Here is a 21420-nt window from a genome sequence, read left to right on the forward strand (position 1 = left end):
TGCTGGAGGCAACCGATTACGCTCTGTATAATGCCACGGCAATATTTTATCTATTCTTACATCCACCTTGGTGAGATATTGCCCATGCTACGTATCGCTAAAGAAGCACTGACGTTTGATGACGTCCTCCTTGTTCCCGCACACTCCACTGTCCTGCCTAACACGGCTGATTTAACCACCCAACTGACGAAAACCATTCGTCTGAATATTCCTATGCTGTCGGCTGCGATGGATACGGTAACCGAATCTGGTCTGGCGATTGCGCTGGCTCAGGAAGGGGGCCTGGGCTTTATTCATAAAAATATGTCTATTGAACGTCAGGCTGAAGAAGTCAGCCGCGTGAAAAAGCATGAAAGCGGCGTGGTCGTTGACCCACAAACCGTTACGCCAAATACCACATTGCGTCAGGTAAAAGAATTGACCGAACGTAATGGTTTCGCAGGTTACCCTGTTGTTGCCGAAGGTAATGAGTTGGTCGGCATTATTACCGGTCGTGATGTCCGCTTTGTGACCGATCTGGAACTGCCCGTCAGCGCGGTTATGACGCCGAAAGAACGTCTGGTCACGGTGAAAGAAGGCGAAGCGCGCGAAGTTGTTTTGCAGAAAATGCATGAAAAACGCGTGGAAAAAGCGCTGGTGGTGGATAGTCATTTCCGGCTGCTCGGCATGATTACCGTAAAAGATTTCCAGAAAGCGGAACGTAAACCTAACGCCTGTAAAGATGAGCACGGTCGTCTGCGCGTCGGTGCGGCGGTTGGCGCGGGCGCCGGCAACGAAGAGCGCATTGATGCGCTGGTCGCAGCGGGTGTTGATGTGCTGCTGATTGATTCCTCACACGGCCATTCCGAAGGCGTGTTACAGCGCATCCGTGAAACGCGTAACAAGTACCCTGATCTACAGATCATTGGCGGCAACGTAGCAACCGGTGCGGGCGCCAGAGCACTGGTGGAAGCCGGCGTCAGCGCAGTGAAAGTCGGTATTGGCCCTGGCTCCATTTGTACAACCCGTATCGTGACCGGTGTGGGTGTGCCGCAGATTACGGCCATTTCTGATGCTGTCGAAGCATTGGAAGGCATGGGGGTACCGGTTATCGCCGACGGCGGTATTCGCTTCTCCGGCGATATCGCCAAGGCAATTGCAGCAGGCGCTGCCTGCGTGATGGTCGGTTCCATGCTGGCGGGGACGGAGGAATCTCCAGGTGAAATCGAACTGTATCAGGGCCGCTCTTTCAAATCTTACCGCGGTATGGGGTCACTGGGCGCGATGTCCAAAGGCTCTTCTGACCGTTATTTCCAAAGCGATAACGCCGCGGACAAGCTGGTGCCGGAAGGTATCGAAGGCCGCGTAGCCTATAAAGGCCGCCTGAAAGAAATTGTTCACCAGCAAATGGGCGGCCTGCGTTCCTGCATGGGGCTGACCGGATGCGGAACCATCGACGAGCTGCGCACTAAAGCCGAATTCGTGCGCATCAGCGGCGCCGGTATCCAGGAAAGCCACGTTCACGATGTCACCATCACCAAAGAGTCACCGAACTACCGTATGGGTTCATAAGGTGATTTGCAGGCTGATTTAATTAGTTAAACCCGGTACTCTTTTTGAACAGCTCAAACTGTTCGCCGGGTTTAATCATTTTTGCTTTTTCGTATTTTGGAACACGCCTCTAATGACAGAAAACATTCATCAACATCGCATTCTCATTCTGGATTTCGGCTCGCAGTACACGCAACTGGTAGCTCGACGCGTTCGTGAACTGGGCGTTTATTGTGAACTTTGGGCATGGGATGTCACAGAAGCGCAGATCCGCGGATTCAATCCAAACGGAATTATCCTTTCCGGCGGCCCGGAAAGTACCACTGAGTTTGGTAGCCCGCGCGCGCCTGAGTACGTTTTCCAGGCCGGTGTACCGGTTCTTGGTGTTTGCTACGGTATGCAGACCATGGCGATGCAATTGGGCGGCCACGTTGAAGGCTCCAACGAGCGCGAGTTTGGCTATGCGCAGGTGGAAGTGAAAACGGACAGCTTGCTGGTGCGTGATATTCAGGATGCGTTGAGCGCAACAGGCTCGCCGTTGCTGGATGTGTGGATGAGTCACGGCGATAAAGTCACGGCGATCCCTGAAGGATTTGTGACCGTTGCCAGTACGGATACCTGCCCGTTCGCCATTATGGCTAACGAAGAAAAACGCTTTTACGGCGTACAGTTCCATCCGGAAGTCACCCATACCCGTCAGGGACAGCGCATGTTAGAGCGTTTTGTTCGTGATATCTGCCAGTGTGAAGCTCTGTGGACGCCGGCCAAGATTATTGATGATGCGGTTGCCCGCATCCGTCAGCAGGTGGGTGACGATCAGGTTATTCTCGGCCTGTCCGGCGGTGTGGACTCATCCGTAACCGCAATGCTGTTGCACCGTGCGATTGGCAAACGGCTGACCTGCGTATTTGTGGATAACGGTTTACTGCGTTTGAACGAAGCCGATCAGGTACTGGAAATGTTTGGCGACCACTTTGGTTTGAACATTGTCCACGTTCCGGCGGAAGAGCGTTTCCTGAGTGCGCTGGCGGGTGTGGATGAGCCGGAAGCGAAACGTAAAATCATCGGCCGGGTTTTTGTTGAAGTCTTCGACGAAGAAGCCAGCAAACAGTCTGAAGTGAAATGGCTGGCGCAGGGAACCATTTACCCTGACGTTATTGAATCTGCGGCCTCCGCAACGGGTAAGGCTCACGTCATTAAATCTCACCACAACGTCGGTGGTTTGCCGAAAGAGATGAAGCTGGGTCTGGTTGAACCGCTGAAAGAGTTGTTCAAAGATGAAGTCCGCAGGATCGGCCTGGAGCTGGGCTTGCCGTACAACATGCTTTACCGCCATCCGTTCCCGGGGCCGGGCCTTGGCGTGCGTGTGCTGGGCGAAGTGAAGAAAGAGTATTGCGACCTGCTGCGTCGTGCCGACGCGATCTTCATTGAAGAGTTGCACAAAGCCGACCTGTATAACAAGGTCAGCCAGGCATTTACCGTCTTCCTGCCGGTGCGTTCTGTGGGCGTGATGGGCGATGGCCGCAAGTACGATTGGGTTGTTGCCCTGCGCGCGGTCGAAACCATCGACTTCATGACCGCACATTGGGCGCATCTGCCGTATGAATTCCTTGGCCGCGTCTCCAACCGCATCATCAACGAAGTGGACGGCATCTCCCGCGTAGTGTATGACGTATCCGGCAAGCCGCCGGCGACGATTGAGTGGGAGTGAGTCTTTAGCATCCATTGAGTTCCGTTAACGTCTAAAATCGCCAGTAAAATCATAGGGTTTACTGGCGATTTTTGTTTTCTGACGGTTATCGAATCCCATCCTGTTCCGGTCATTTTTACCGTGAGTGTTTACGGTAAAAACAGAACAGGCCGATAGAGTGGACTGACCCCATGTCCGCAATAAATACGCCGATTACGGATAGCGTTGACGTCTGTTTCTCGCTCTACTCAATCAATTTATTTGATGCATTATGTTAAACAAACGATATTTATTCTCATCTGGTAATGCGTAAAGTAGAGATAACTCAAAGCTGGAACAGGCTTGCTTCATCATGAACGATGTCCCGCCTGCTGATAATTTCCTTGAAAACAGGATAAACACGTCATGAAAAAGATTGGATTTTTGTCATTTGGTCACTGGACGCCGTCGCCGCAGTCCGGAACCCGTTCGGCCGCTGACGCGCTGCTGCAATCCATCGATCTGGCTGTCGCCGCCGAAGAACTGGGTGCGAACGGAGCCTATTTCAGGGTGCATCACTTTGCCCGCCAGCTCAGCTCGCCGTTTCCTCTGCTGGCAGCGATAGGAGCGAAAACCCGGAGTATTGAAATCGGCACTGGTGTTATCGACATGCGCTATGAAAACCCGATGTATATGGTGGAGGATGCGGGTGCGGCGGATTTGATCTCCGGCGGGCGTTTACAGCTTGGTATCAGCCGTGGCTCCCCGGAGCAGGTGATTGATGGCTGGCGCTATTTTGGCTATGTCCCTTCCGAAGGGGAAAACGAGTCTGATATGGCGCGCCGTCACACCGAAGTGCTGTTGGATGTGTTACGTGGCGAAGGCTTTGCGCAACCCAATCCACAGCCGATGTTCCCGAACCCGCCAGGCCTGTTGCGGCTTGAGCCTCATTCCGAAGGTTTGCGCGACCGTATCTGGTGGGGCGCTGGTTCGAATGCGACAGCGGTGTGGGCCGCGAAACTGGGGATGAACCTGCAAAGTTCCACGCTGAAAGACGATGAAACAGGCGAACCTTTCCACATTCAGCAGGCAAAACAGATCCGTGCGTATCGCGAGGCCTGGGCGGAAGCAGGCCATACACGTACGCCACGTGTCTCGGTCAGCCGCAGCATTTTTGCCCTAATGGACGATCGTGACCGGATGTATTTCGGTTCAAGCCGTGACGACAGCGATAAGGTCGGTTTCCTTGACGAGAAAACCCGCGCGATTTTCGGGCGCGGCTATGCCGCAGAACCGGACAAGCTGATCGAACAGCTGAAACAGGATGAAGCGATTGCCGAAGCGGATACTTTATTGCTGACCGTGCCGAATCAGCTGGGCGTGGATTACAACGTGCACGTTATCGAGTCCATTCTGAAGCATGTTGCTCCGGCAATGGGCTGGCGCGACAAATAAGTTTGCAATGAAAAACGCCCCGCATGTTTTACGACATGCGAGGCATTAAATCTGGATGCGCTGAGCAGGATTGTCTTACGGGTTAGTCTGCGGCTGTAACTGATAGATCCATGCAGTAAGGTGCCGACCATCAGCCGTGGTCACTTCAACTTCAACACGATCATAGCCATCTTCAAATTCATCCAACATTGGCCAGTGTGCCTCAAGTTTATCGGATAAAAACACGTAACCGTGGACGAGTGGTCCATTCTTATCCAGGACGATCCCCGGAAAATCCGCAGCCGCTCCCCAGCCACGCTCATAAAACGTGCCGGTCACATAACCCGGCAGCCATTCTCCACCGATGTTTTCCAGAATATGGGCATTAGCGTGGCCCGGACGTAGCGTACCGTAGACAAACAAGCGTTCCATCATCCCTCGTTAGCCAAAACAATGAATACCCCAATGGGCAGAGGAAAATGCTCAAAATACGGGGTAATGATGAGATTCGATAGCCCCCTCAAAACGCAAACCACACAGTGATCAAGTTCTGCAACCTGGTACAGCCTCAAAAATTACAGGTATAATCCCACAAATTATTCAACTGGTTTAGAAACGAAAATGACAAAACTCACCTTACAAGAGCAGATGCTAAAAGCTGGATTAGTGACCAGCAAAAAAATGGCTAAAGTCCAAAGAACGGCTAAAAAATCACGCGTTCAGGCTCGTGAGGCAAGAGCGGCTGTGGAAGAAAATAAAAAAGCACAACTTGAGCGTGATAAACAGCTAAGCGAACAACAAAAACAAGCTGCTTTATCTAAAGAGTATAAAGCTCAGGTGAAGCAGCTCATTGAAATGAACAGAATCGACCTTTCAAAAGGTGATATTGGTTTTAACTTCACAGATAATAATTTAATTAAAAAAATAGTTGTGGATAAGCTTACTCAAGCTCAGCTGATCAGTGGTCGTCTCGCCATTGCTCGTTTGGTTGTTGGTAACAGTGGCGAGAGTGAATACGCTATTATCCCCGCGAGCGTAGCCGATAAAATTGCGCAGCGGGATGCAGACAGTATTGTATTAAATAGTGCGCTTAGTCAGGAAGAGCAAGATGAAGAAGATCCGTATGCCGATTTTAAAGTGCCTGATGATTTGATGTGGTAATTAACGTTTTACAGATGCTTATATATGAAAAGTCCCTCAGGGCTTTTCATTAAGATTTTATGTTCAGCCAGTTCATGGAAAAACGCCGTGTTATTCCGGATAGCTGCCAACACCTTTGCGGCCAGCCCGACTGGATTACGTCTTTTGGCTTCCCAGCTTTTTATCGTATCTACGCTAGTGTCTTTTTGCTGTTCTGGGTGTTAAGGGTATGACCGTCAACTTGGTGCCAGGAGCAGACTTGACTAACATCACTGATGTATTAATCAATGGAAAGCAAGTCATATTTATAATATAAATTGATAGGTACGCTTAGTTTTACAGGAGCATAATCGGTGAATATTACAGCCTTCATTGTTCTTTTGAGCGCATGCCCATTTGTGAGTCTGGCGTCAGTGCCGGTGACCTTTTCCGAAACTTTCCTCGATGCTCCTGGGCCAAAAGGCCCTTTGAAAGGCACGTTACTCACCCCAAATTCAAAACCAACCGCAGTTGTTCTTATAGTTCCTGGCTCCGGGCCTACCGACAGGGACGGGAACAATCCGCTTGGTGTGAATGCATCGGCTTACCGACTTCTTGCTGAAGGCCTGGCTTCAAAAGGCTTTGCAACGCTTCGTATCGACAAACGTGGAATGTTCGCTAGCGCAATGGCTGTAGAGGATGCCAATGCGGTGACGATTACTGACTATGTTGACGACGTTCGAGCCTGGGTAAAAGTGCTTAGACGTGAAATGCAAACTCCCTGTATTTGGGTTTTGGGGCACAGCGAAGGGGGTGTTGTAGCACTTGCCTCGGCTCAAGAAGAGGATGTGCGCGGAGTGGTTCTTATCGCAACGCCCGGGAGGCCGATGGGCGAGGTGTTGAGGGGACAACTTAAAGCTAATCCGGCAAACGCACTGTTATTAAAGGAGGCATTGCCGATAATTGATTCTCTGGAGCATCGGCGGCGGGTCGATACAACGAATATACATCCAGCACTGCCAAATCTCTTTAATCCTGCTGTTCAGGGATTTTTGATCAATGCGTTTTCATATAATCCGAGTCAGCTCATTTCAACCATTTCCAAACCCGTGTTAGTGCTACAAGGGCAACGCGACCTCCAGGTGGAAGAAACGGATGCAAGACAGCTTAAAACCGCAAATCCTCAAGCGTCCCTGGTTATACTGCCCAATATGAACCATGTTATGAAAGAGGTGACTTCGGACGATCTCAAGGCAAATATCACTTCATACGCGGAACCCGCACTCCCCTTAGCTCCCGGTTTAATCGACTCTATTGGGCATTTCCTGATCCACAACTCACCTTTTTCCGAAAAATAACAGTTTCCCTGGTGTAAGTATCCCGGCCAAACGAGCCATTCACTATAAGAGGCCTTTCTGCATCTCAGTGGGCATAACTTCCGCACTTCGCTTATAGCAGACCTGATGACCCTCCAGTGTGGACGCTTCGTGTCAGTAGCGGACGTCCGTAGTTATGCATGCTTAGTAGCTAATATTTATTAAACTCGTCAATATCAGTTTTTTCTAATAATTGTTTGGTATTTTTCACTTCAATATCATCAGGCATTATCTTTGCCCACCAGTAGAAAGCAAAAATTGCCTCAATAATTATAAGTGAATAGAATAGCCAGCTTAAATTTATATCTAGTTCCCCTTTAAACATTGTACTTATGTAAATATTTATACATATAATAACAAAGATTATAATCCCGCCTGCAAGCTTTTTTTTCATTAACGCATTATCATTAAAATAAAACTGATTATCTTTAATTTCGATGAAAGGAACTACTTTGTGTAACCCATGCATCTCATCTTCTGTGCATTTTGAAAATAAATAACAATACAGATTCCCATGTTTTTCGTTTATCAAGCTAGTTGCAATTTTTATTGCGTGATATTTCATCATGACTTTAATCATTGCCATTTCTTTAGAATTTGCATATCCAGAGTCTTCGAGCAATTTCTTTGCGGCATTTAGCTGTTCAGTTCTATGTGTAGAGTATCTAAATATCAACTCAAATATATCTTTAAACTTTAAAATGAAAATTACCACAAATATAAAAATAACGAAATCAATGTTTATGCTTTGAATCTTATCCCATATTTTAAACAGGTCTTCCATATGATGTTACTCCATGTGCTTTATGATTGCTAATATAGACAATATACTATTATTTAATTATAAAGACTATCGTAAGATGCTTGTATATTAAAAATGTAATAAATACCAAAAGATATCAGCTAATTCTTGAACTTTGCACAGCACAAAGTTGGTAAGTCCGTTCCTCGCTAAAATGAGACCACTATAATAAAATCTCCCGAATCACTATAGCTCGGAGATAAATCAATTTAAGAAAATAATTGCTGCGCGTAATGTTGTCGCTCACAACAATATGAAGTTAACCTTTATGCTGAAAAAACGTTGAATTTAATTCCCCGTCTTTCCAGCTGAAATACTGTGCTTTATCCGGTAAATCATCTCATTATATATAAAGGACTTTTGTTATCTTATCCGCTGTTGCTTGAAGCAGCGTGATAAGGTCCACCATATCAGAGAGACTTTTCCTCACATGCGGCGCTGATATACTCAGACAGGCGATCACTTTTCCTGCCGGATCAAAGACAGGTACGGCAGATCCCACCACTCCGATCACAAACTCTGAATCATTCACGGCATAGCCTAGTTCCCGGGTCTTAAGTACCTCGCGCTTCAGGTAGTCGGGGTCAATAATGGTGTTCGGCGTAACCTGCTCCCATGGGCCGCTCAGTAGGTAGGCGTCCAGAAGCTTATCAGACATATTGGCAAGGAATACCCGGCCGCTGGAGGTGCAATGTAGCGGTGCTTTGTGCCCTCTTTCGAAATACAACGTAAGAGGAGATTTGCTTATAGCACTATCCACGTAAATGACATCCGAACCACGAATCACCCCTAAGCTACATGTTTCATCCGTTTTCCGGGCGAGTTCCATCAATAATGTATGTATAGGGCTTTGTGAAACAGAGGTGGATAAAGCGCCCAGCGCAAGCTCAAGCAGGCGCGGTCCAGCCTGGTATTTTCCCGATTCTAAGGATTCTTCAAGATAACCAAATGCTTCAAGATTATTGACTAATCTATGAGCAGAGGTTTTCGGCAATCCCAATTCTATCATCACATCCGAGACAGCGAAATTGTGGCGCCGGGAGAGTAATTCAAGTGTTTCCAGAGCACGTTCTGTCGGTGATGACTCTTTGGTTTTGAAATTGTCCTGAAAGATATCTGCTTCGCTCATGATGTTCGCCGTTTAATAAATGGATTGCAGCCATTTGTTAAAATTTTTTGACTTAAGCTCTAGTCACTATGGCTATTTTCGATGAAACAATAACGTACTTTCAACCAAGATAGTAGTTCTAATAAATTGAAAGTTAAGGACCAGAAAATTAAAAAAATATTATGAGCATAAAATATATAAAAAACAATAACAAAGAAACCTTCCTGCATTCATGCTTCATTGTGGTGCGTGCGTTTTAGTTGGGTCATATGTCTGAACTAGATGAATAACAAGATTTTTTTTCTATTATTTTACAGAATGTTATTTGAGCACTCCCCAAAATGATGCATAAAAACATGTCTCGTGGTCATCACCACAAGGAAAAATGGAAAGAAATCATAAAAATCATACAAATACAGAGTTGCAATCATTGGCATGAATCATGCTTGTTCCAATTTATTGTTTGTTTTGTTCCGAAAAATCAAAAATAGAGGGCGGGTATGATGCACAAAAGTTCACTGACATTCACAGCATTTGTAGGTTTGTTGTCATTTGGTGTTCAGGGCCAGGTCAATGCCGCTGGTGTGCTGGACAAGATCAAAGATACAAAAACCATTACCATAGGTTACCGGGAATCCTCTGTACCTTTCTCCTATCTTGGTAACGATCAACAGCCCATTGGATATACCATTGATCTGTGCAAGCATGTCGTCAATGCGCTGGCCAAGTCTGTAGCTCAACCCTCACTGAATGTGAAATACATTCCGGTTAACTCGGCAAATCGTATTCCGCTGCTGAAAAATGGCACTATCGATATGGAATGTGGCGGGACATCCAGCAGTGTAGAGCGGCTGAAACAGGTTTCTTTTTCGGTTGCGACCTTTGCCAGTCGTCCTCGCTGGTTGGTTAAAACCAGTGAAGGAATCCAATCGGTTGATGACCTCAAGGGCAAAAATGTTGTTGTTACTCAGGGCTCCAATGCTGTTCCCCTGGCCGTTGAAATTAGTAAAAAGGATAACCAGAATCTTCGTATCCAGCAGGCGAAGGATCATGCTGAATCCATGATGATGCTGTCCCAGGGTAGGGCCAGTGCTTTCCTGGAAGATGATATTCTTCTCGCGGCGAAGAAGGCCGATGCGCCAAATCCTTCTGACTACACTATGCTTACCGGCGGTTATACAGTGACGTATTACGGCATCATGTTGCCGAAAGACGACTCTCCATTTAAAAAGGTTGTTGACGATGAACTCGGCAATTTGATGGCCTCCGGAGAGTTTGAAGCCATTTACAAAAAATGGTTTGAAAGCGCGATCCCCCCTAACAATATCAATCTCAATGTTCCTATGAGCGAACAGTTGCGGGCCCGTGTTGCCCATCCTAGCGATGAAGTGCAGTAACCGAAGAAGCCCCTTGTCCAAAACAAGGGGTACCGGACAATCAAGGAGTTAACATGGACATCCTTTTTCAGACAGCCCCTGACGGAGAACTTTACATAAGCTGGTTATTGTCAGGTCTGTGCTGGACACTGGCTCTGGCCATCTTTTCTGCAATGCTGGCTTTCTGCATGGGGGTATTGGTAGGGATTTGCAGAAGTGCGGACAGCTTGATACTGAACATCATTGGGCGCATTTATGTGCAGATATTCAGGAATATTCCTCTTATCGTACAGATGTTCCTGGCTTACTTCGTCTTGCCGGATATGCTGCCGTCATCGCTGGGGGACCCGATAAAACAGCTTGGGGCTCCCTGGGGAAGTTTTATTCCTGCGCTGATTTGTCTAAGCCTTTATACAGGAGCCCGTATCGCGGAACAGGTGAAAGCGGGTTTACTCTCCTTGCCACGAGGGCAGAAGGAAGCCTCTGAAGCCATCGGACTCAATACTGTACAGAAATATATGCTGATCCTGCTGCCACAGGCGCTGAGAATTATCGTTCCAACGCTTACCAGTGAGGCTATGGGAGTATTCAAAAATACTTCCGTGGCGCTGACCATCGGGTTACTTGAGCTCACTGCTCAGGCACAGCAAATTAGCGAATTCACCTATGAAACCTTCGAGGCATTTTTTGCTGCCACAGTTTGTTATGGCGTACTGGCTTTAATTATCTGGACGGTCATGACGTACGTTGAGCGCCGAATTTATGTCCCAGGGTTTTCGTACGATCGCCCGGGAAAAGGCGCCGGCCTGTTTAGCAAAAGGGGCAATAAAAATGCAGCTTGATTTTTCAACTGTCGCAGCATCAATACCTTTTCTGTTGACTGGTCTGAAATTCACTCTGGAATTGACGGCAGCAGCATTCATCGGGGGGCTGATTCTGGGGACGGCGCTTGCACTTTTCCGGCATCTGAATGTTCCCTTTCTAAGCGGTTTTTCAGTCGCCTACGTTACCGTAATGCGTTCAATTCCGCTTATTATGGTTCTGTTCTGGCTGTTTTTTCTGTTGCCACTCTTCCTGCAATTTTTCAGTCCGGATAATCGCCCGGTACCCATAGGACCGGTTTACACCGCGTTTATCACTTTTACCCTGTTTGAGGCAGCCTATTTCTGTGAAATTATTCGTGCCGGACTTAATTCCGTGCCAAAAGGGCAATATGAGGCGGCAGATGCATTGGCGATGAGTTCATTCCAGGTGTATACATGGATCATCTTACCGCAGGTCATTAAAACATCTACGCCGATAATATTGACACAGCTGATTATTCTCTTTCAGGATACCTCTCTGGTTTATGTTTTGTCGCTGACGGATCTTTTGGGCGCAGCGACCAAACTGGGACAACGTGATTCGAAGTTGACCGAATATTATATTATTGTTGCGGCCATCTATTTCATTATCAGTTCATTGGCATCGGAACTGGTTACCTGGTATGCACAGAGAAGAAGAGCCTTGCCCTTAATGAAAGATGCACAATGATTTAATAGTGGAGTTATCTATGTTTACATCTGGTTCTGATGTTATTCTGCGTGTTAGTGGCCTTGAGAAATTTTACAATGAGCAGCGGGTTTTGAAAGGCATTGACCTTACTGTCCGTCGTGGCGAAAAAATTGTTATTTGCGGTCCATCAGGATCGGGTAAATCGACATTTATACGTTGCATTAATGGTCTTGAAAAGTATCAAGGGGGGCAGGTGGTGGTATCGGACTCTCTGACAGGGAAAACTATAATAGATATCCGTGAAATACGAAAAAAAGTCGGAATGGTTTTCCAGAGTTTTAATCTTTTCCCTCATTTGACTGTTTTGAAAAACTGTATTATCGGGCCAGTAAAAGTATTGGGGATTTCTCGCGATGAAGCGGAAGCCCGGGCGGAGAACTTTCTCAAGCGTGTTAAAATCCTTCCGCATGCGCATAAATATCCTGGACAATTATCAGGTGGTCAGCAGCAGCGTGTTGCAATTGCCCGGGCATTATGTATGGCTCCGGATGTGATGCTGTTTGATGAACCCACATCTGCTCTGGATCCAGAAGTTGTCAAGGAAGTGCTGGACATCATGGTGACACTGGCGGAAGACGGTATGACGATGTTGTGTGTGACCCATGAAATGGGATTTGCCCGACGTGTTGCCGATCGTATTATCTTCCTGGATGGAGGAAATATTCTGGCGGATGAGCCTCCTGAGGAATTCTTCGGTCCTGATGCGCACCTGAGAATAAAAGAGTTTCTTGGACAAGTTATGGCTTAGGTTAATTTAATTACTCCCACCACACCGCCACTTTCAATGCTTTAGGGAAAAGGTGCCGGTTTTCTATTTTTATGAACTAAAGTCATTGTTGGTTAGTAAACTATCCATGCCATATGTATTACCGATTAAATGTGTTGAGTGGTTCTTATTGAAGTTCTGGAAATCCATTTCATAAAAAGGAAGCCTGTTTGATGATTAAATAAGGTGGCGGCTGTTATAAATAAATGGATTGATTTTTCTATATCAAAAATAAACACCATCATTTGAAATAAATGATGGTGTTCTGAAAAAATCCTGGTGTTGTAGCAGAAAAATTACAGCTTGGTCTAATATTAATCTACGTAAGATGTACTCATCGGTATTGAAGCAGTAAACAGCCAATTTATTACCATCAGGTCCCGAGCATAAGCTGCATAGGCATATTTAGCCCAGCTGGCAAACCCGGTTGCTTTTCACATTTATCATCGATGATCACGGACTCTCCTCATCCTCAATTTATGAGACATGCTCAGAGGTTTTTCTCAACGATGGCGGAAAACGAATCCACATCATTTTCGTCATTGAACATGGCGAAGGACACGCGAATACCATCCCGTTCAGGAGAGACACGAACCTTGTTTGCCGTGAAATAGGGGAACCATTTGTCCGCATCCAGTCGGAAAACATAAATATGAGGTGCGCGCAGATGCTTTTCTCTCGGTCCTACCAGAGCTACCCCCAAGCGATCCATATGCGCTAACAGACGATCGCCCAGGGCATATAAATGTGATTCAATGTTTGCAACACCGATGCTTTCTATCAGGTCAATCGCACGGCCTAACGCAGTGATAGTCGGTAAGTTATAGTTACCGACTTCAAAACGACTGGCCGTCGACTTCAAAGTCATATTGTTGCGGGATGCGACGAAATCTGCCGGTGGATTTTCCAGACTTGCCGCAGCCATAAATGTTGGCGCCAGGCCCTTCACATTTTCGTTTATGTAAAGGATCCCCAGCCCCTGCGGAACCAGAAGCCCTTTGTGGGAACCACAGGCCATCACCGATATACCCATTTTTTTCAGGGAAATAGGCGTGATCCCTACACTCTGCATGGCATCAACCAGCAATAAGATCCCTTTCTCCTGACAGAACTCGGCAATGCTTTCGATATCAAATTTATGGCCGGCATGAAATGTGATGTGGGAAAGGGAGATGAGGCGGGTACGTTCATCGGTGACATGACGGAATGAGTCGGCGTTCACCATTTCTGTCATGGGGATGAAACGCACCTCAACCCCTTTTTTCTCTATATTGAGAAAGGCATAAGTATTATTGGGATGATCGCCCTCAACCATCAGTACGTTGTCGCCTTCGCGGAATGGGTACGCGTTGGCTACCATGTTAATGCCTTCAGACGTGTTTTTGGTGAAAGCAATTTCAGAGGCTTTCACATCAAAGAAACGAGCAACCTGAGAGCGCACATTCTCCAGTCGCTCCAGCCATACTGCCTTCGGTCCGCCGCTGTGCAGACTTTCAGCCAGAAAGGTTTCAACACCGTCCTTCACATCAAGTGATAACGGCGACTGATGCGCCGAATCCAGATAGAGATAATTTTCCGTTACCGGGAATTTTGCACGAACGGCATTAACGTCGTAGCTCATAACTGTACCTCGTATTACAAAGCAAAATGGCTGACCATGCAGGGCATCTGTTCAGTTGAATGGCGGTATGCCGCCGCATCGGATTCATATGATGATTGTTGCCCTTTCCTATGGACTGAGCATAAAGGTAATATTAGTTTAAATCAATAATTGGAACTATTAGTTCCAATAAAAATTAATGATTATTTTGTGGGATATAAGGGTTTTTATTTTAGTTTTATGAGCTTAAATGATTTTTTAAATGCATTTCGATTCAGAAACTAAACTACCTTGCATGTATGCACCTAAACTGTGCCCATGTTGTGGGCAACTTCCTCATTTTTGTTTTTTTGTTTAACTATATGAAAATATTCAAATAGTATGAAATTTTCAAATGTGTTTTATCAAGTTGTTCCTGACAGTTAACCGTTTCGTTTTTTGTGTTCAGATTGAATGGCAGGTTTTTCGAACTTAATATGATTTTGTTCCAAAATATCAACAAAAATGTTCCGTATAATTTTTTTATTTCCCCCGTTTTTATGCCTTGTGTTTTAACTTATTGAAAGTAAAGCAATAAATCTTAGGCGTGTGAAATGGAGTTGATTACCGAGTGGCATTCTGTCGCCAGGAAGAGCCTGAGGTCGAAATCCGACTGTTTGTGAGGGGCAGCCTGGCAGGTTAAACGCGTACTGAGACGGGCGGATAAAGAGCCGCTGATTGCGGCGCGGATAGCATCGTTTGATCTGTTGTAGTCCCCCTGCATTTAGTCTTACCGCTTAATGGGGGAGGGTTACACCACAACCTGTATGATGTTCAGAAATTCTTCAAGCCGCCGTAGCGCGGGGGCAGGGGCTCTGTTATCGGTCACCAGATGATCCAGTTCGCTCCATTCGCTGAATTTAAACAGGCCCGCAATATCAAATTTGGTACTGTCGCTGACAACCACTCTGACTTTGGCGCAGTCAACCATTGCCTTTTTCAGTTCGGCTTCTTCGTAGGATACGGTACAAGGGCCTGTCGTGCCGGAGAATCCGTCCGTTCCCAGAAAAGCAACGTCTGCTCGTATGCTGTTGATTCCGCTGACTCCCCAGGTTCCTACCGCCCCCATACTGGTGCTTCTTAATTTGCCGCCCAGCAGATAGACGTCGTTGCTGCTGGAAGCCAAAACCTGTGCGCTGGTCAACGAATTGGTGAAAATCTTCAGATTTTTCTTCAGCGCAAGTAGTCTGGCAAGGCTGTATACGGTACTGCCAGTGTCCAACACCACCACGCCGCCGTCGGGAACAAGTTCCAGTGCAGCCTGGGCCAGCTTGTTCTTTATTTCCGTGTTTTCATTGCTTTTTTTATCAAATGGTCGTTCTATCTCCAGAAAATTGCTGATGGGAACCGCCCGTCCATGATTTTTTTTGACAATCCCTTGCTTCTCCAGCTCGATCAGATCCTTTCGGATGGTTTCTGTTGACACGTTAAAGCGCTCGGCCAGAATGCCGACGCGGACACTGCCTTCCGTGATCAGCACTTCAGCCAGATGATTACGTCTTTCCTGGGCAGAACTTAGCGACATGCCGATATTCCTTATTCCTGTTCTCTGCAAATACTCGATGGCATACAGATCTCCGGGTTTCGGCCCGAATTTGCCTTTCCGTCCACCATAATAATCAACCATACCGTTCCGCCGCTACCCGTCATCAGGTAATCATTCGCGTTCACCCCAGGTTTGTGATCCTGTTTGCATTTTGTATTTTTGGATTTGACAACCATAATCGCAATAAATATGTTGTGATTATGCTATTTATCGCAATTAATTATATTGTAAATATCCAAATATCGCAAATAAGGTTTGGGAAAATGAAATTACAACTGGCATTGGATGATATTTCACTGAGTGATGCGCTGGCGTTGCTGGATAACGTTCATCCGTACATCGATATCGTTGAGGTGGGGACCCCTTTCATTATTCAGGATGGGATGGTTCCTGTGAGCGCCATCAAGAAACGCTTCCCGCAACTTCATGTTCTGGCGGATACCAAAATCATGGATGCGGGAGATTATGAGGCGCACCTGGCCTTTGCGGCGGGAGCTGATTCCATCACTGTATTGGGCGTTACCGATATGCTTACCGTAAAAGCCTGCCTGAAAGCCGCCGAGCCTTTTGGCGGCACCGTGGTCATCGACATGATCTGCGTGCCTGAGCTCGAAGCGCGAGTGGCGCAACTGGAAGATGCTGGCGTTAACGCGCTGGCCGTGCATACCGGTGTTGATCAGCAGGCAGCCGGGCGTACACCTATGGACGACCTGAAAGTGATTAAAGCCTGTAGCAAACAGTCCGTGATTTATGTAGCCGGTGGGATTGGTCTGACGACTATCGAACAGTATCACCAGGCCGGTGCGGATGTCGCCATTATTGGCAGCGGCATTTGTAAGGCGACGGACCCCGTCGGAGAGGCTCGCGCGATTGCCGAAAAGATTCACAACTGATTGAAAGAAGTGAATATTATGAATGGCTCCAAGTATTCAGAAAAAATCCTCAGGGAATTGCAGGGGACTTTATCCCAGATTGACGATACTCAGGCGGAAAATCTGGCCGAGCGTATCCTCGCATCTGGGAAAATCCTGGTTGCCGGCGCAGGTCGTTCCGGTTTCGCCGTGAAGGCATTTGCTATGCGCCTGATGCACATGGGCTTTGATGCTTATGTGGTTGGAGAGACGGTAACGCCTAACCTTGAGCCGGAAGATCTGCTTCTGATTGGATCCGGCTCCGGAGAGACAGGCAGCCTGGTGACGATGGCAACCAAAGCGAAAGCGCTGCACGGCAAACTCGCCCTGGTCACTATTTTCCCTGAGTCCAGTATTGGCAAACTGGCGGATATTACGGTGCGAATTCCGGCGCCGACGCCGAAAGCCAAAGCCGATAACGGCCTGACGTCCATTCAACCGATGGGCTCTTTGTTTGAACAGAGTCTGTTTCTATTCCTTGACACTCTCATCCTTAAGCTGATGGAAAAGAAAAGCAAAGACTCCGACACCATGTTCAAACGGCATGCCAACCTCGAATAATTCAATAATCAGGCAAATGAAGAAGCCGGACTGATCTGGCTTTTTATTATCGTTCTTACCGTACCCTAAGAGACTAATAATTATGAAAATGTCCGGAAAAAGAGAGCGTATACAGGCCATCGGCGGATTTCTTTCCGGGATGGTATTACCCAACATTGGTGCTTTTATCGCCTGGGGTTTGATTACTGCGTTGTTCATTCCCACCGGGTGGATTCCCAATGCCCATTTGGCTCAATTGGTGGGACCGATGATTAAGTATCTCCTGCCGTTGCTGATTGGTTATACCGGCGGTAAGGCGATCGCAGGTGAACGCGGTGGCGTCATCGGTACGATTACCACGATGGGCGTGATTGTTGGTGCGGATATCCCCATGTTTCTGGGCGCGATGGTGCTGGGGCCACTGTCGGGCTACATCATCAGAAAATTCGACAAACTGATGGAAGGCAAAGTCCCCGCCGGGTTTGAAATGCTGGTCAATAATTTTTCTCTCGGCATTATCGGCATGCTGTTGGCCCTGCTGGCTTACAAAGGTATCGGTCCAGTCATTCTTGAGGCTAATACGTTGCTAATGGATGGCATCCAGTTCATGGTCAAAACAGGATATCTCCCCCTCTTGTCGATTGTGAATGAACCCGCAAAAGTCTTGTTCCTGAATAACGCTATCGAACAAGGAATTTATGCGCCTCTGGGTCTTCAGGACTCGCTGGCGAATGGCGGAAAATCCATTTTCTTTATGCTCGAAACCAGCCCGGGGCCAGGGCTGGGCATTTTACTGGCATTCTGGCTGTTCGGTAAAGGCGCCAGCAAAGAATCCGCCCCAACGGCGGTTATTATCCATTTCCTCGGCGGGATTCATGAAATCTATTTCCCGTATGTGCTGATGAAACCGATCATGATTATCCCGATGATCATCGGGGGAATGGCCGGTGTAATCACCTTCATGTTCTTCAACGCCGGTCTGGTTGCGTTTCCTTCCCCTGGCAGTATTTTTTCCTATTTGGCCATGACGCCCAGAGGAGGATTTACCGGAACAATCGCCGGGGTTCTTGCCGGAACCGTGGTGTCTTTTGTCATCGGTTCTGTACTGCTGAAACTAAGCCGCAGTAGGGAAGACGATTTTGCCAGCTCCCGAACGAAAGTCCAGGAAATGAAACTCAAGGGTAAGGAAGCGTTTGGTGCGGGCCGCGCTGCTGCGGTGCAGACCATAGCCACCCTGCGGGAGGTGTCGGCGATTCGGAAAATCGTGGTGGCCTGCGACGCAGGGATGGGGTCGAGTGCGATGGGGGCCGGCATGTTGCGCAAGAAAGTTAGCGAAGCCGGCCTGTCGAACCTTGCAGTGACGTATAGCGCGGTGAATAGCCTGGCGGGAGATGAGGATCTGGTGATTACGCACCGGGATTTGACAGACAATGCCCGCCGCGTTTCGCCCGGCGCTCAGCATCTGTCGTTGACCAATTTTCTGGACGGACATTTCTATTCCGAACTGGTGACAAAACTGCGAGCGGCGCACAGCCAGGCCGATTCCCTGGACAAGGGGGGACCAACGGCTGCGGCGGAAGATCCTGCATTATTTTCTCTGACCGCAGAACATATTTTTCTCAATCTTCACGCGACAAACAAAGAGGAAGCCATACGGTTCGCGGGAGAGCAACTGGTCAAGGGCGGATATGTTGAATCCGAATATGTTGAGGCCATGCTGGAGAGAGAAAAGCTGACGCCGACTTACCTGGGCTACTCCATTGCGGTTCCCCACGGCACCGATTCTGCGAAGGATCGGGTGCTGAAAACCGGTATTGTCTTCTGCCAGTACCCGGACGGTGTGAAATTCGGTGAAAACGAAGAGGACATCGCCCGCCTGATAATTGGGATAGCCGCAAAAAATAATGAACATATTCAGGTCATCACGCAACTGACTAATGCTCTTGAGCATGAAGAGATGATTGCGCGGCTGATTGGAGCCAAAAATAAATGGGACGTTATGGACATACTTAATCCTGGTAAAAAAGAGTAAAACCCAGTCTGGTGTTAATTCCGGAGTACGAATATGCATGCTCTGCGAGGAACCGAAAAATGAAGAAAGCCATTCACTTTGGTGCGGGAAATATAGGCCGGGGATTCATTGCATTGAATCTGACGAAATCTGGCTACGAAGTGGTCTTTGTCGATATCAATAATGAAATTATTGACGAGATTAATCATCGTAAAACTTATATGGTCAATTTTGTCGGGGATCAGCAAAGTAGTGAACCGGTGACGGGGGTGTCGGCAATAAATATTGCCGATGAATCAACTCTTAGCCAATTAATAAGCGAAGCCGATCTGATTACCACCGCTATTGGCCCGCATGTACTGCCGGTCATCGCGCCATCCATTGCGAAAGGGTTGGCTAAGCGGGTGGAAATTAATCATACGCCAGTCAATATTATTGCTTGTGAAAATATGGTCGGTGGAAGTTCGGCATTAAGGAAATATGTTATCGATTGTCTGGATAAGGACGTTAGGGAAAAGGTGGGCATGCTTACCGGTTTCCCGGATGCCGCGGTGGATCGCATCGTTCCAGTGCAACATAACGCGGATAAATTGCTGGTGAACACGGAACTCTATCAGGAATGGGATGTAAATCGTTCCCAGTATAAAGGTGAAATACCGGAGATTGCGGGGCTGTCATGGGTGGACGATCTCACCCCTTATATTGAGCGCAAACTGTATACCATTAATACCACGCATATAGCGATTGCCTGGCTGGGCGCGCTGTACGGCTATCCTCTGGTTCGCGAAGCTCTCAAAGATGAACGTGTTTTATCCCTGGCCAGGCAGGTATTGGCTGAAACCGCCGCCTTTCTGATTGCCAAACACGGGCTTGACCCGATAAAGCATCAGCAATATCTGGAAACGACGCTGGTTCGTTTTGCCAACCCGTGGATAGACGATGCCGTGGCGCGTGTCGGCCGTGCGCCAGTACGTAAAATCAGCCATGGCGAACGGCTCATGGTGCCGATGCTGGGCGCTTATGAGCAAGGGATAGAGCCGAAGGGACTTGCCACGGCAATAGCCGCCGCCTGTCTGTACCATGACGCGGGAGATGCTGAAGCAAAGACGCTTCAGGAACAAATTACTCGGGACGGTCTCAGCGAGACTTTACAGTTCCACACCGGTCTGTCTGCTGCGCACCCGTTACTGAAGTTGATCGAATGTAGTTATGCCGAACTCAAAAGTGATGCCTGATGGCGTTTACCCCAGGAGGAAAAATGGCGCGGATCGCGGTCGATATGGATGAAGTCATCGCAGACTTCAATGTGAAGATGGTGGCGGCTTTTAATCGTCGTTTCGGTGAAACATTAACGCTGGAGCAACTGAAGGGTCATACGATTCAGCAACTACGTCCGGATCTGCGCGAAGAAATTAACCAGATGATCGGAGAGCCCGATTTCTTCGGCGATTTGCCGGTAATACAAGGTAGTCAGGAAACGCTTAGGCTACTGATTCTGAAATATGATGTTTTCATCACAACGGCAGCGATGGAGTTTCCCTGGTCATTTAATGCGAAATTCCACTGGCTCAGAGAGCACTTTCCTTTTGTTGATCCTTTACACATTGTTTTTTGTGGCTACAAGGGGATTTTACAAGCGGATTATCTGATCGACGATAACGCCCGACATTTCGTGGATTTTACCGGGGAAGGTATTTTATTTTCCGCCCCGCACAATATTTATGTAACGGGATGTCGGCGCGTGAATAACTGGAATGATGTTGCTGAACTGTTTTTGTAATGCCAATTAATCCGTTGTGGCAATGGGGGGGCGTGGGGACCCGGTCGCCAAAGAGGGATCGTAATCAGTTAAGGCTGTGAGTTTGATGATTGTAAATCGGGTTATCTCCAAAACATATTACCTTTTAAGCGCGTGAATGAATGTTTCGGAATGGTGCGATTGCACCACCGCTGGGCAAATCAGTCATGATTTTTTGCGGAAATAAACCATAATCTGGCGGAAATGCACTGTTTTTATTTTGGCCTTCTTCTTGCATAAC

The 21420-nt window shown here is 47.5% G+C and carries 20 protein-coding genes; 14 read left to right on the top strand and 6 right to left on the bottom strand.

What is annotated here, in order from left to right; translation table 11 throughout:
- Nucleotides 1-84 precede the first annotated feature (84 nt).
- The 3 genes from guaB (at nucleotide 85) to B4923_RS14390 (ending at nucleotide 4654) form a co-directional block, all read left to right on the top strand.
- Entirely contained in the window at nucleotides 85-1551 is a 1467-nt protein-coding gene (gene guaB / locus B4923_RS14380) for an IMP dehydrogenase (protein WP_146187261.1), read from the top strand.
- Nucleotides 1552-1663: 112 nt separating this feature from the next.
- The gene (gene guaA, locus B4923_RS14385) at nucleotides 1664-3241 is read left to right on the top strand and encodes a glutamine-hydrolyzing GMP synthase (RefSeq protein WP_109055057.1); all 1578 of its coding nucleotides are present in this window, start codon (nucleotides 1664-1666) and stop codon (nucleotides 3239-3241) included.
- A gap of 384 nt (nucleotides 3242-3625) precedes the next feature.
- Nucleotides 3626-4654: an LLM class flavin-dependent oxidoreductase gene (locus B4923_RS14390; protein ID WP_109055058.1), complete on the top strand. Its 1029-nt coding sequence runs from the start codon at nucleotides 3626-3628 to the stop codon at nucleotides 4652-4654.
- 75 nt (nucleotides 4655-4729) lie between these two features.
- On the opposite strand, the gene B4923_RS14395 is transcribed toward B4923_RS14390, so the two are convergent.
- The gene (locus tag B4923_RS14395; RefSeq protein ID WP_109055059.1) at nucleotides 4730-5065 is read right to left on the bottom strand and encodes a gamma-glutamylcyclotransferase family protein; all 336 of its coding nucleotides are present in this window, start codon (nucleotides 5063-5065) and stop codon (nucleotides 4730-4732) included.
- Nucleotides 5066-5254: 189 nt separating this feature from the next.
- Between B4923_RS14395 and B4923_RS14400 the strand changes: the two genes are divergently transcribed.
- Together B4923_RS14400 and B4923_RS14405 are read left to right on the top strand one after the other, a co-directional pair.
- Nucleotides 5255-5794: a DUF2058 domain-containing protein gene (locus B4923_RS14400; RefSeq protein ID WP_109055060.1), complete on the top strand. Its 540-nt coding sequence runs from the start codon at nucleotides 5255-5257 to the stop codon at nucleotides 5792-5794.
- Between the two features lie 332 nt (nucleotides 5795-6126).
- The gene (locus tag B4923_RS14405) at nucleotides 6127-7110 is read left to right on the top strand and encodes an alpha/beta hydrolase (RefSeq protein WP_109055061.1); all 984 of its coding nucleotides are present in this window, start codon (nucleotides 6127-6129) and stop codon (nucleotides 7108-7110) included.
- Nucleotides 7111-7279: 169 nt separating this feature from the next.
- Here B4923_RS14405 and B4923_RS14410 read toward each other — a convergent pair whose 3' ends face one another.
- Both B4923_RS14410 and B4923_RS14415 read right to left on the bottom strand, forming a co-directional pair.
- Nucleotides 7280-7912, bottom strand: a complete 633-nt coding sequence (locus B4923_RS14410; RefSeq protein WP_109055062.1) for a hypothetical protein — start codon at nucleotides 7910-7912, stop codon at nucleotides 7280-7282.
- Nucleotides 7913-8273: 361 nt separating this feature from the next.
- On the bottom strand, nucleotides 8274-9059 hold the full coding sequence (locus B4923_RS14415) for an IclR family transcriptional regulator (RefSeq protein ID WP_109055063.1): 786 nt from the start codon (nucleotides 9057-9059) through the stop codon (nucleotides 8274-8276).
- A 479-nt stretch (nucleotides 9060-9538) separates the two neighbouring features.
- Here B4923_RS14415 and B4923_RS14420 point away from each other — a divergent pair, with 479 nt between their 5' ends.
- Genes B4923_RS14420 through B4923_RS14435 form a run of 4 tightly spaced genes read left to right on the top strand, consistent with a single transcriptional unit; the run spans nucleotide 9539 to nucleotide 12716 of the window.
- Nucleotides 9539-10435: an amino acid ABC transporter substrate-binding protein gene (locus tag B4923_RS14420; RefSeq protein ID WP_211313960.1), complete on the top strand. Its 897-nt coding sequence runs from the start codon at nucleotides 9539-9541 to the stop codon at nucleotides 10433-10435.
- A gap of 53 nt (nucleotides 10436-10488) precedes the next feature.
- Nucleotides 10489-11256 carry an amino acid ABC transporter permease gene (locus B4923_RS14425; RefSeq protein ID WP_109055064.1) on the top strand — a complete coding sequence of 256 codons (768 nt, stop codon included), beginning with the start codon at nucleotides 10489-10491 and terminating at the stop codon, nucleotides 11254-11256.
- On the top strand, nucleotides 11246-11947 hold the full coding sequence (locus B4923_RS14430; protein WP_109055065.1) for an amino acid ABC transporter permease: 702 nt from the start codon (nucleotides 11246-11248) through the stop codon (nucleotides 11945-11947). The genes B4923_RS14425 and B4923_RS14430 overlap by 11 nt, the downstream gene beginning before the upstream one ends.
- A gap of 19 nt (nucleotides 11948-11966) precedes the next feature.
- Nucleotides 11967-12716 (top strand): amino acid ABC transporter ATP-binding protein, encoded by a 750-nt coding sequence (locus B4923_RS14435; protein ID WP_109055066.1) that lies wholly within the window; start codon nucleotides 11967-11969, stop codon nucleotides 12714-12716.
- 508 nt (nucleotides 12717-13224) lie between these two features.
- On the opposite strand, the gene B4923_RS14440 is transcribed toward B4923_RS14435, so the two are convergent.
- Together B4923_RS14440 and B4923_RS14445 are read right to left on the bottom strand one after the other, a co-directional pair.
- Nucleotides 13225-14355 (bottom strand): aminotransferase class V-fold PLP-dependent enzyme, encoded by a 1131-nt coding sequence (locus tag B4923_RS14440; protein ID WP_109055067.1) that lies wholly within the window; start codon nucleotides 14353-14355, stop codon nucleotides 13225-13227.
- Between the two features lie 769 nt (nucleotides 14356-15124).
- Nucleotides 15125-15898, bottom strand: coding sequence for a DeoR/GlpR family DNA-binding transcription regulator (locus B4923_RS14445; RefSeq protein WP_170116066.1), 774 nt, complete (start codon nucleotides 15896-15898; stop codon nucleotides 15125-15127).
- Nucleotides 15899-16182: 284 nt separating this feature from the next.
- Between B4923_RS14445 and hxlA the strand changes: the two genes are divergently transcribed.
- From hxlA to B4923_RS14470, 5 genes are all read left to right on the top strand, one after another.
- Complete coding sequence (gene hxlA, locus B4923_RS14450; protein WP_109055154.1) at nucleotides 16183-16812, top strand: 3-hexulose-6-phosphate synthase; 630 nt, start codon at nucleotides 16183-16185, stop codon at nucleotides 16810-16812.
- Between the two features lie 18 nt (nucleotides 16813-16830).
- The gene (gene hxlB / locus B4923_RS14455; protein WP_109055155.1) at nucleotides 16831-17391 is read left to right on the top strand and encodes a 6-phospho-3-hexuloisomerase; all 561 of its coding nucleotides are present in this window, start codon (nucleotides 16831-16833) and stop codon (nucleotides 17389-17391) included.
- Nucleotides 17392-17473: 82 nt separating this feature from the next.
- Nucleotides 17474-19402, top strand: coding sequence for a PTS mannitol transporter subunit IICBA (locus B4923_RS14460; protein ID WP_281261841.1), 1929 nt, complete (start codon nucleotides 17474-17476; stop codon nucleotides 19400-19402).
- A gap of 59 nt (nucleotides 19403-19461) precedes the next feature.
- Nucleotides 19462-20616, top strand: coding sequence for a mannitol-1-phosphate 5-dehydrogenase (locus B4923_RS14465; RefSeq protein WP_109055069.1), 1155 nt, complete (start codon nucleotides 19462-19464; stop codon nucleotides 20614-20616).
- Between the two features lie 23 nt (nucleotides 20617-20639).
- Nucleotides 20640-21161 carry a 5' nucleotidase, NT5C type gene (locus B4923_RS14470; protein ID WP_109055070.1) on the top strand — a complete coding sequence of 174 codons (522 nt, stop codon included), beginning with the start codon at nucleotides 20640-20642 and terminating at the stop codon, nucleotides 21159-21161.
- A gap of 124 nt (nucleotides 21162-21285) precedes the next feature.
- Here B4923_RS14470 and B4923_RS21220 read toward each other — a convergent pair whose 3' ends face one another.
- Entirely contained in the window at nucleotides 21286-21417 is a 132-nt protein-coding gene (locus B4923_RS21220) for a hypothetical protein (protein ID WP_281261842.1), read from the bottom strand.
- Nucleotides 21418-21420: the final 3 nt, after the last annotated feature.

It is taken from the genome of Brenneria roseae subsp. americana, from assembly GCF_003115815.1.
GTDB lineage: Bacteria > Pseudomonadota > Gammaproteobacteria > Enterobacterales > Enterobacteriaceae > Brenneria > Brenneria roseae.

Coding starts and splice junctions, on each gene's coding strand:
- guaB (WP_146187261.1), top strand. CDS start 85: ATGCTACGTATCGCTAAAGAAGCACTGACGTTTGATGACGTCCTCCTT.
- guaA (WP_109055057.1), top strand. CDS start 1,664: ATGACAGAAAACATTCATCAACATCGCATTCTCATTCTGGATTTCGGC.
- B4923_RS14390 (WP_109055058.1), top strand. CDS start 3,626: ATGAAAAAGATTGGATTTTTGTCATTTGGTCACTGGACGCCGTCGCCG.
- B4923_RS14395 (WP_109055059.1), bottom strand. CDS start 5,065: ATGGAACGCTTGTTTGTCTACGGTACGCTACGTCCGGGCCACGCTAAT.
- B4923_RS14400 (WP_109055060.1), top strand. CDS start 5,255: ATGACAAAACTCACCTTACAAGAGCAGATGCTAAAAGCTGGATTAGTG.
- B4923_RS14410 (WP_109055062.1), bottom strand. CDS start 7,912: ATGGAAGACCTGTTTAAAATATGGGATAAGATTCAAAGCATAAACATT.
- B4923_RS14415 (WP_109055063.1), bottom strand. CDS start 9,059: ATGAGCGAAGCAGATATCTTTCAGGACAATTTCAAAACCAAAGAGTCA.
- B4923_RS14420 (WP_211313960.1), top strand. CDS start 9,539: ATGATGCACAAAAGTTCACTGACATTCACAGCATTTGTAGGTTTGTTG.
- B4923_RS14425 (WP_109055064.1), top strand. CDS start 10,489: ATGGACATCCTTTTTCAGACAGCCCCTGACGGAGAACTTTACATAAGC.
- B4923_RS14430 (WP_109055065.1), top strand. CDS start 11,246: ATGCAGCTTGATTTTTCAACTGTCGCAGCATCAATACCTTTTCTGTTG.
- B4923_RS14435 (WP_109055066.1), top strand. CDS start 11,967: ATGTTTACATCTGGTTCTGATGTTATTCTGCGTGTTAGTGGCCTTGAG.
- B4923_RS14440 (WP_109055067.1), bottom strand. CDS start 14,355: ATGAGCTACGACGTTAATGCCGTTCGTGCAAAATTCCCGGTAACGGAA.
- B4923_RS14445 (WP_170116066.1), bottom strand. CDS start 15,898: ATGTCGCTAAGTTCTGCCCAGGAAAGACGTAATCATCTGGCTGAAGTG.
- hxlA (WP_109055154.1), top strand. CDS start 16,183: ATGAAATTACAACTGGCATTGGATGATATTTCACTGAGTGATGCGCTG.
- hxlB (WP_109055155.1), top strand. CDS start 16,831: ATGAATGGCTCCAAGTATTCAGAAAAAATCCTCAGGGAATTGCAGGGG.
- B4923_RS14460 (WP_281261841.1), top strand. CDS start 17,474: ATGAAAATGTCCGGAAAAAGAGAGCGTATACAGGCCATCGGCGGATTT.
- B4923_RS14465 (WP_109055069.1), top strand. CDS start 19,462: ATGAAGAAAGCCATTCACTTTGGTGCGGGAAATATAGGCCGGGGATTC.
- B4923_RS14470 (WP_109055070.1), top strand. CDS start 20,640: ATGGCGCGGATCGCGGTCGATATGGATGAAGTCATCGCAGACTTCAAT.
- B4923_RS21220 (WP_281261842.1), bottom strand. CDS start 21,417: ATGCAAGAAGAAGGCCAAAATAAAAACAGTGCATTTCCGCCAGATTAT.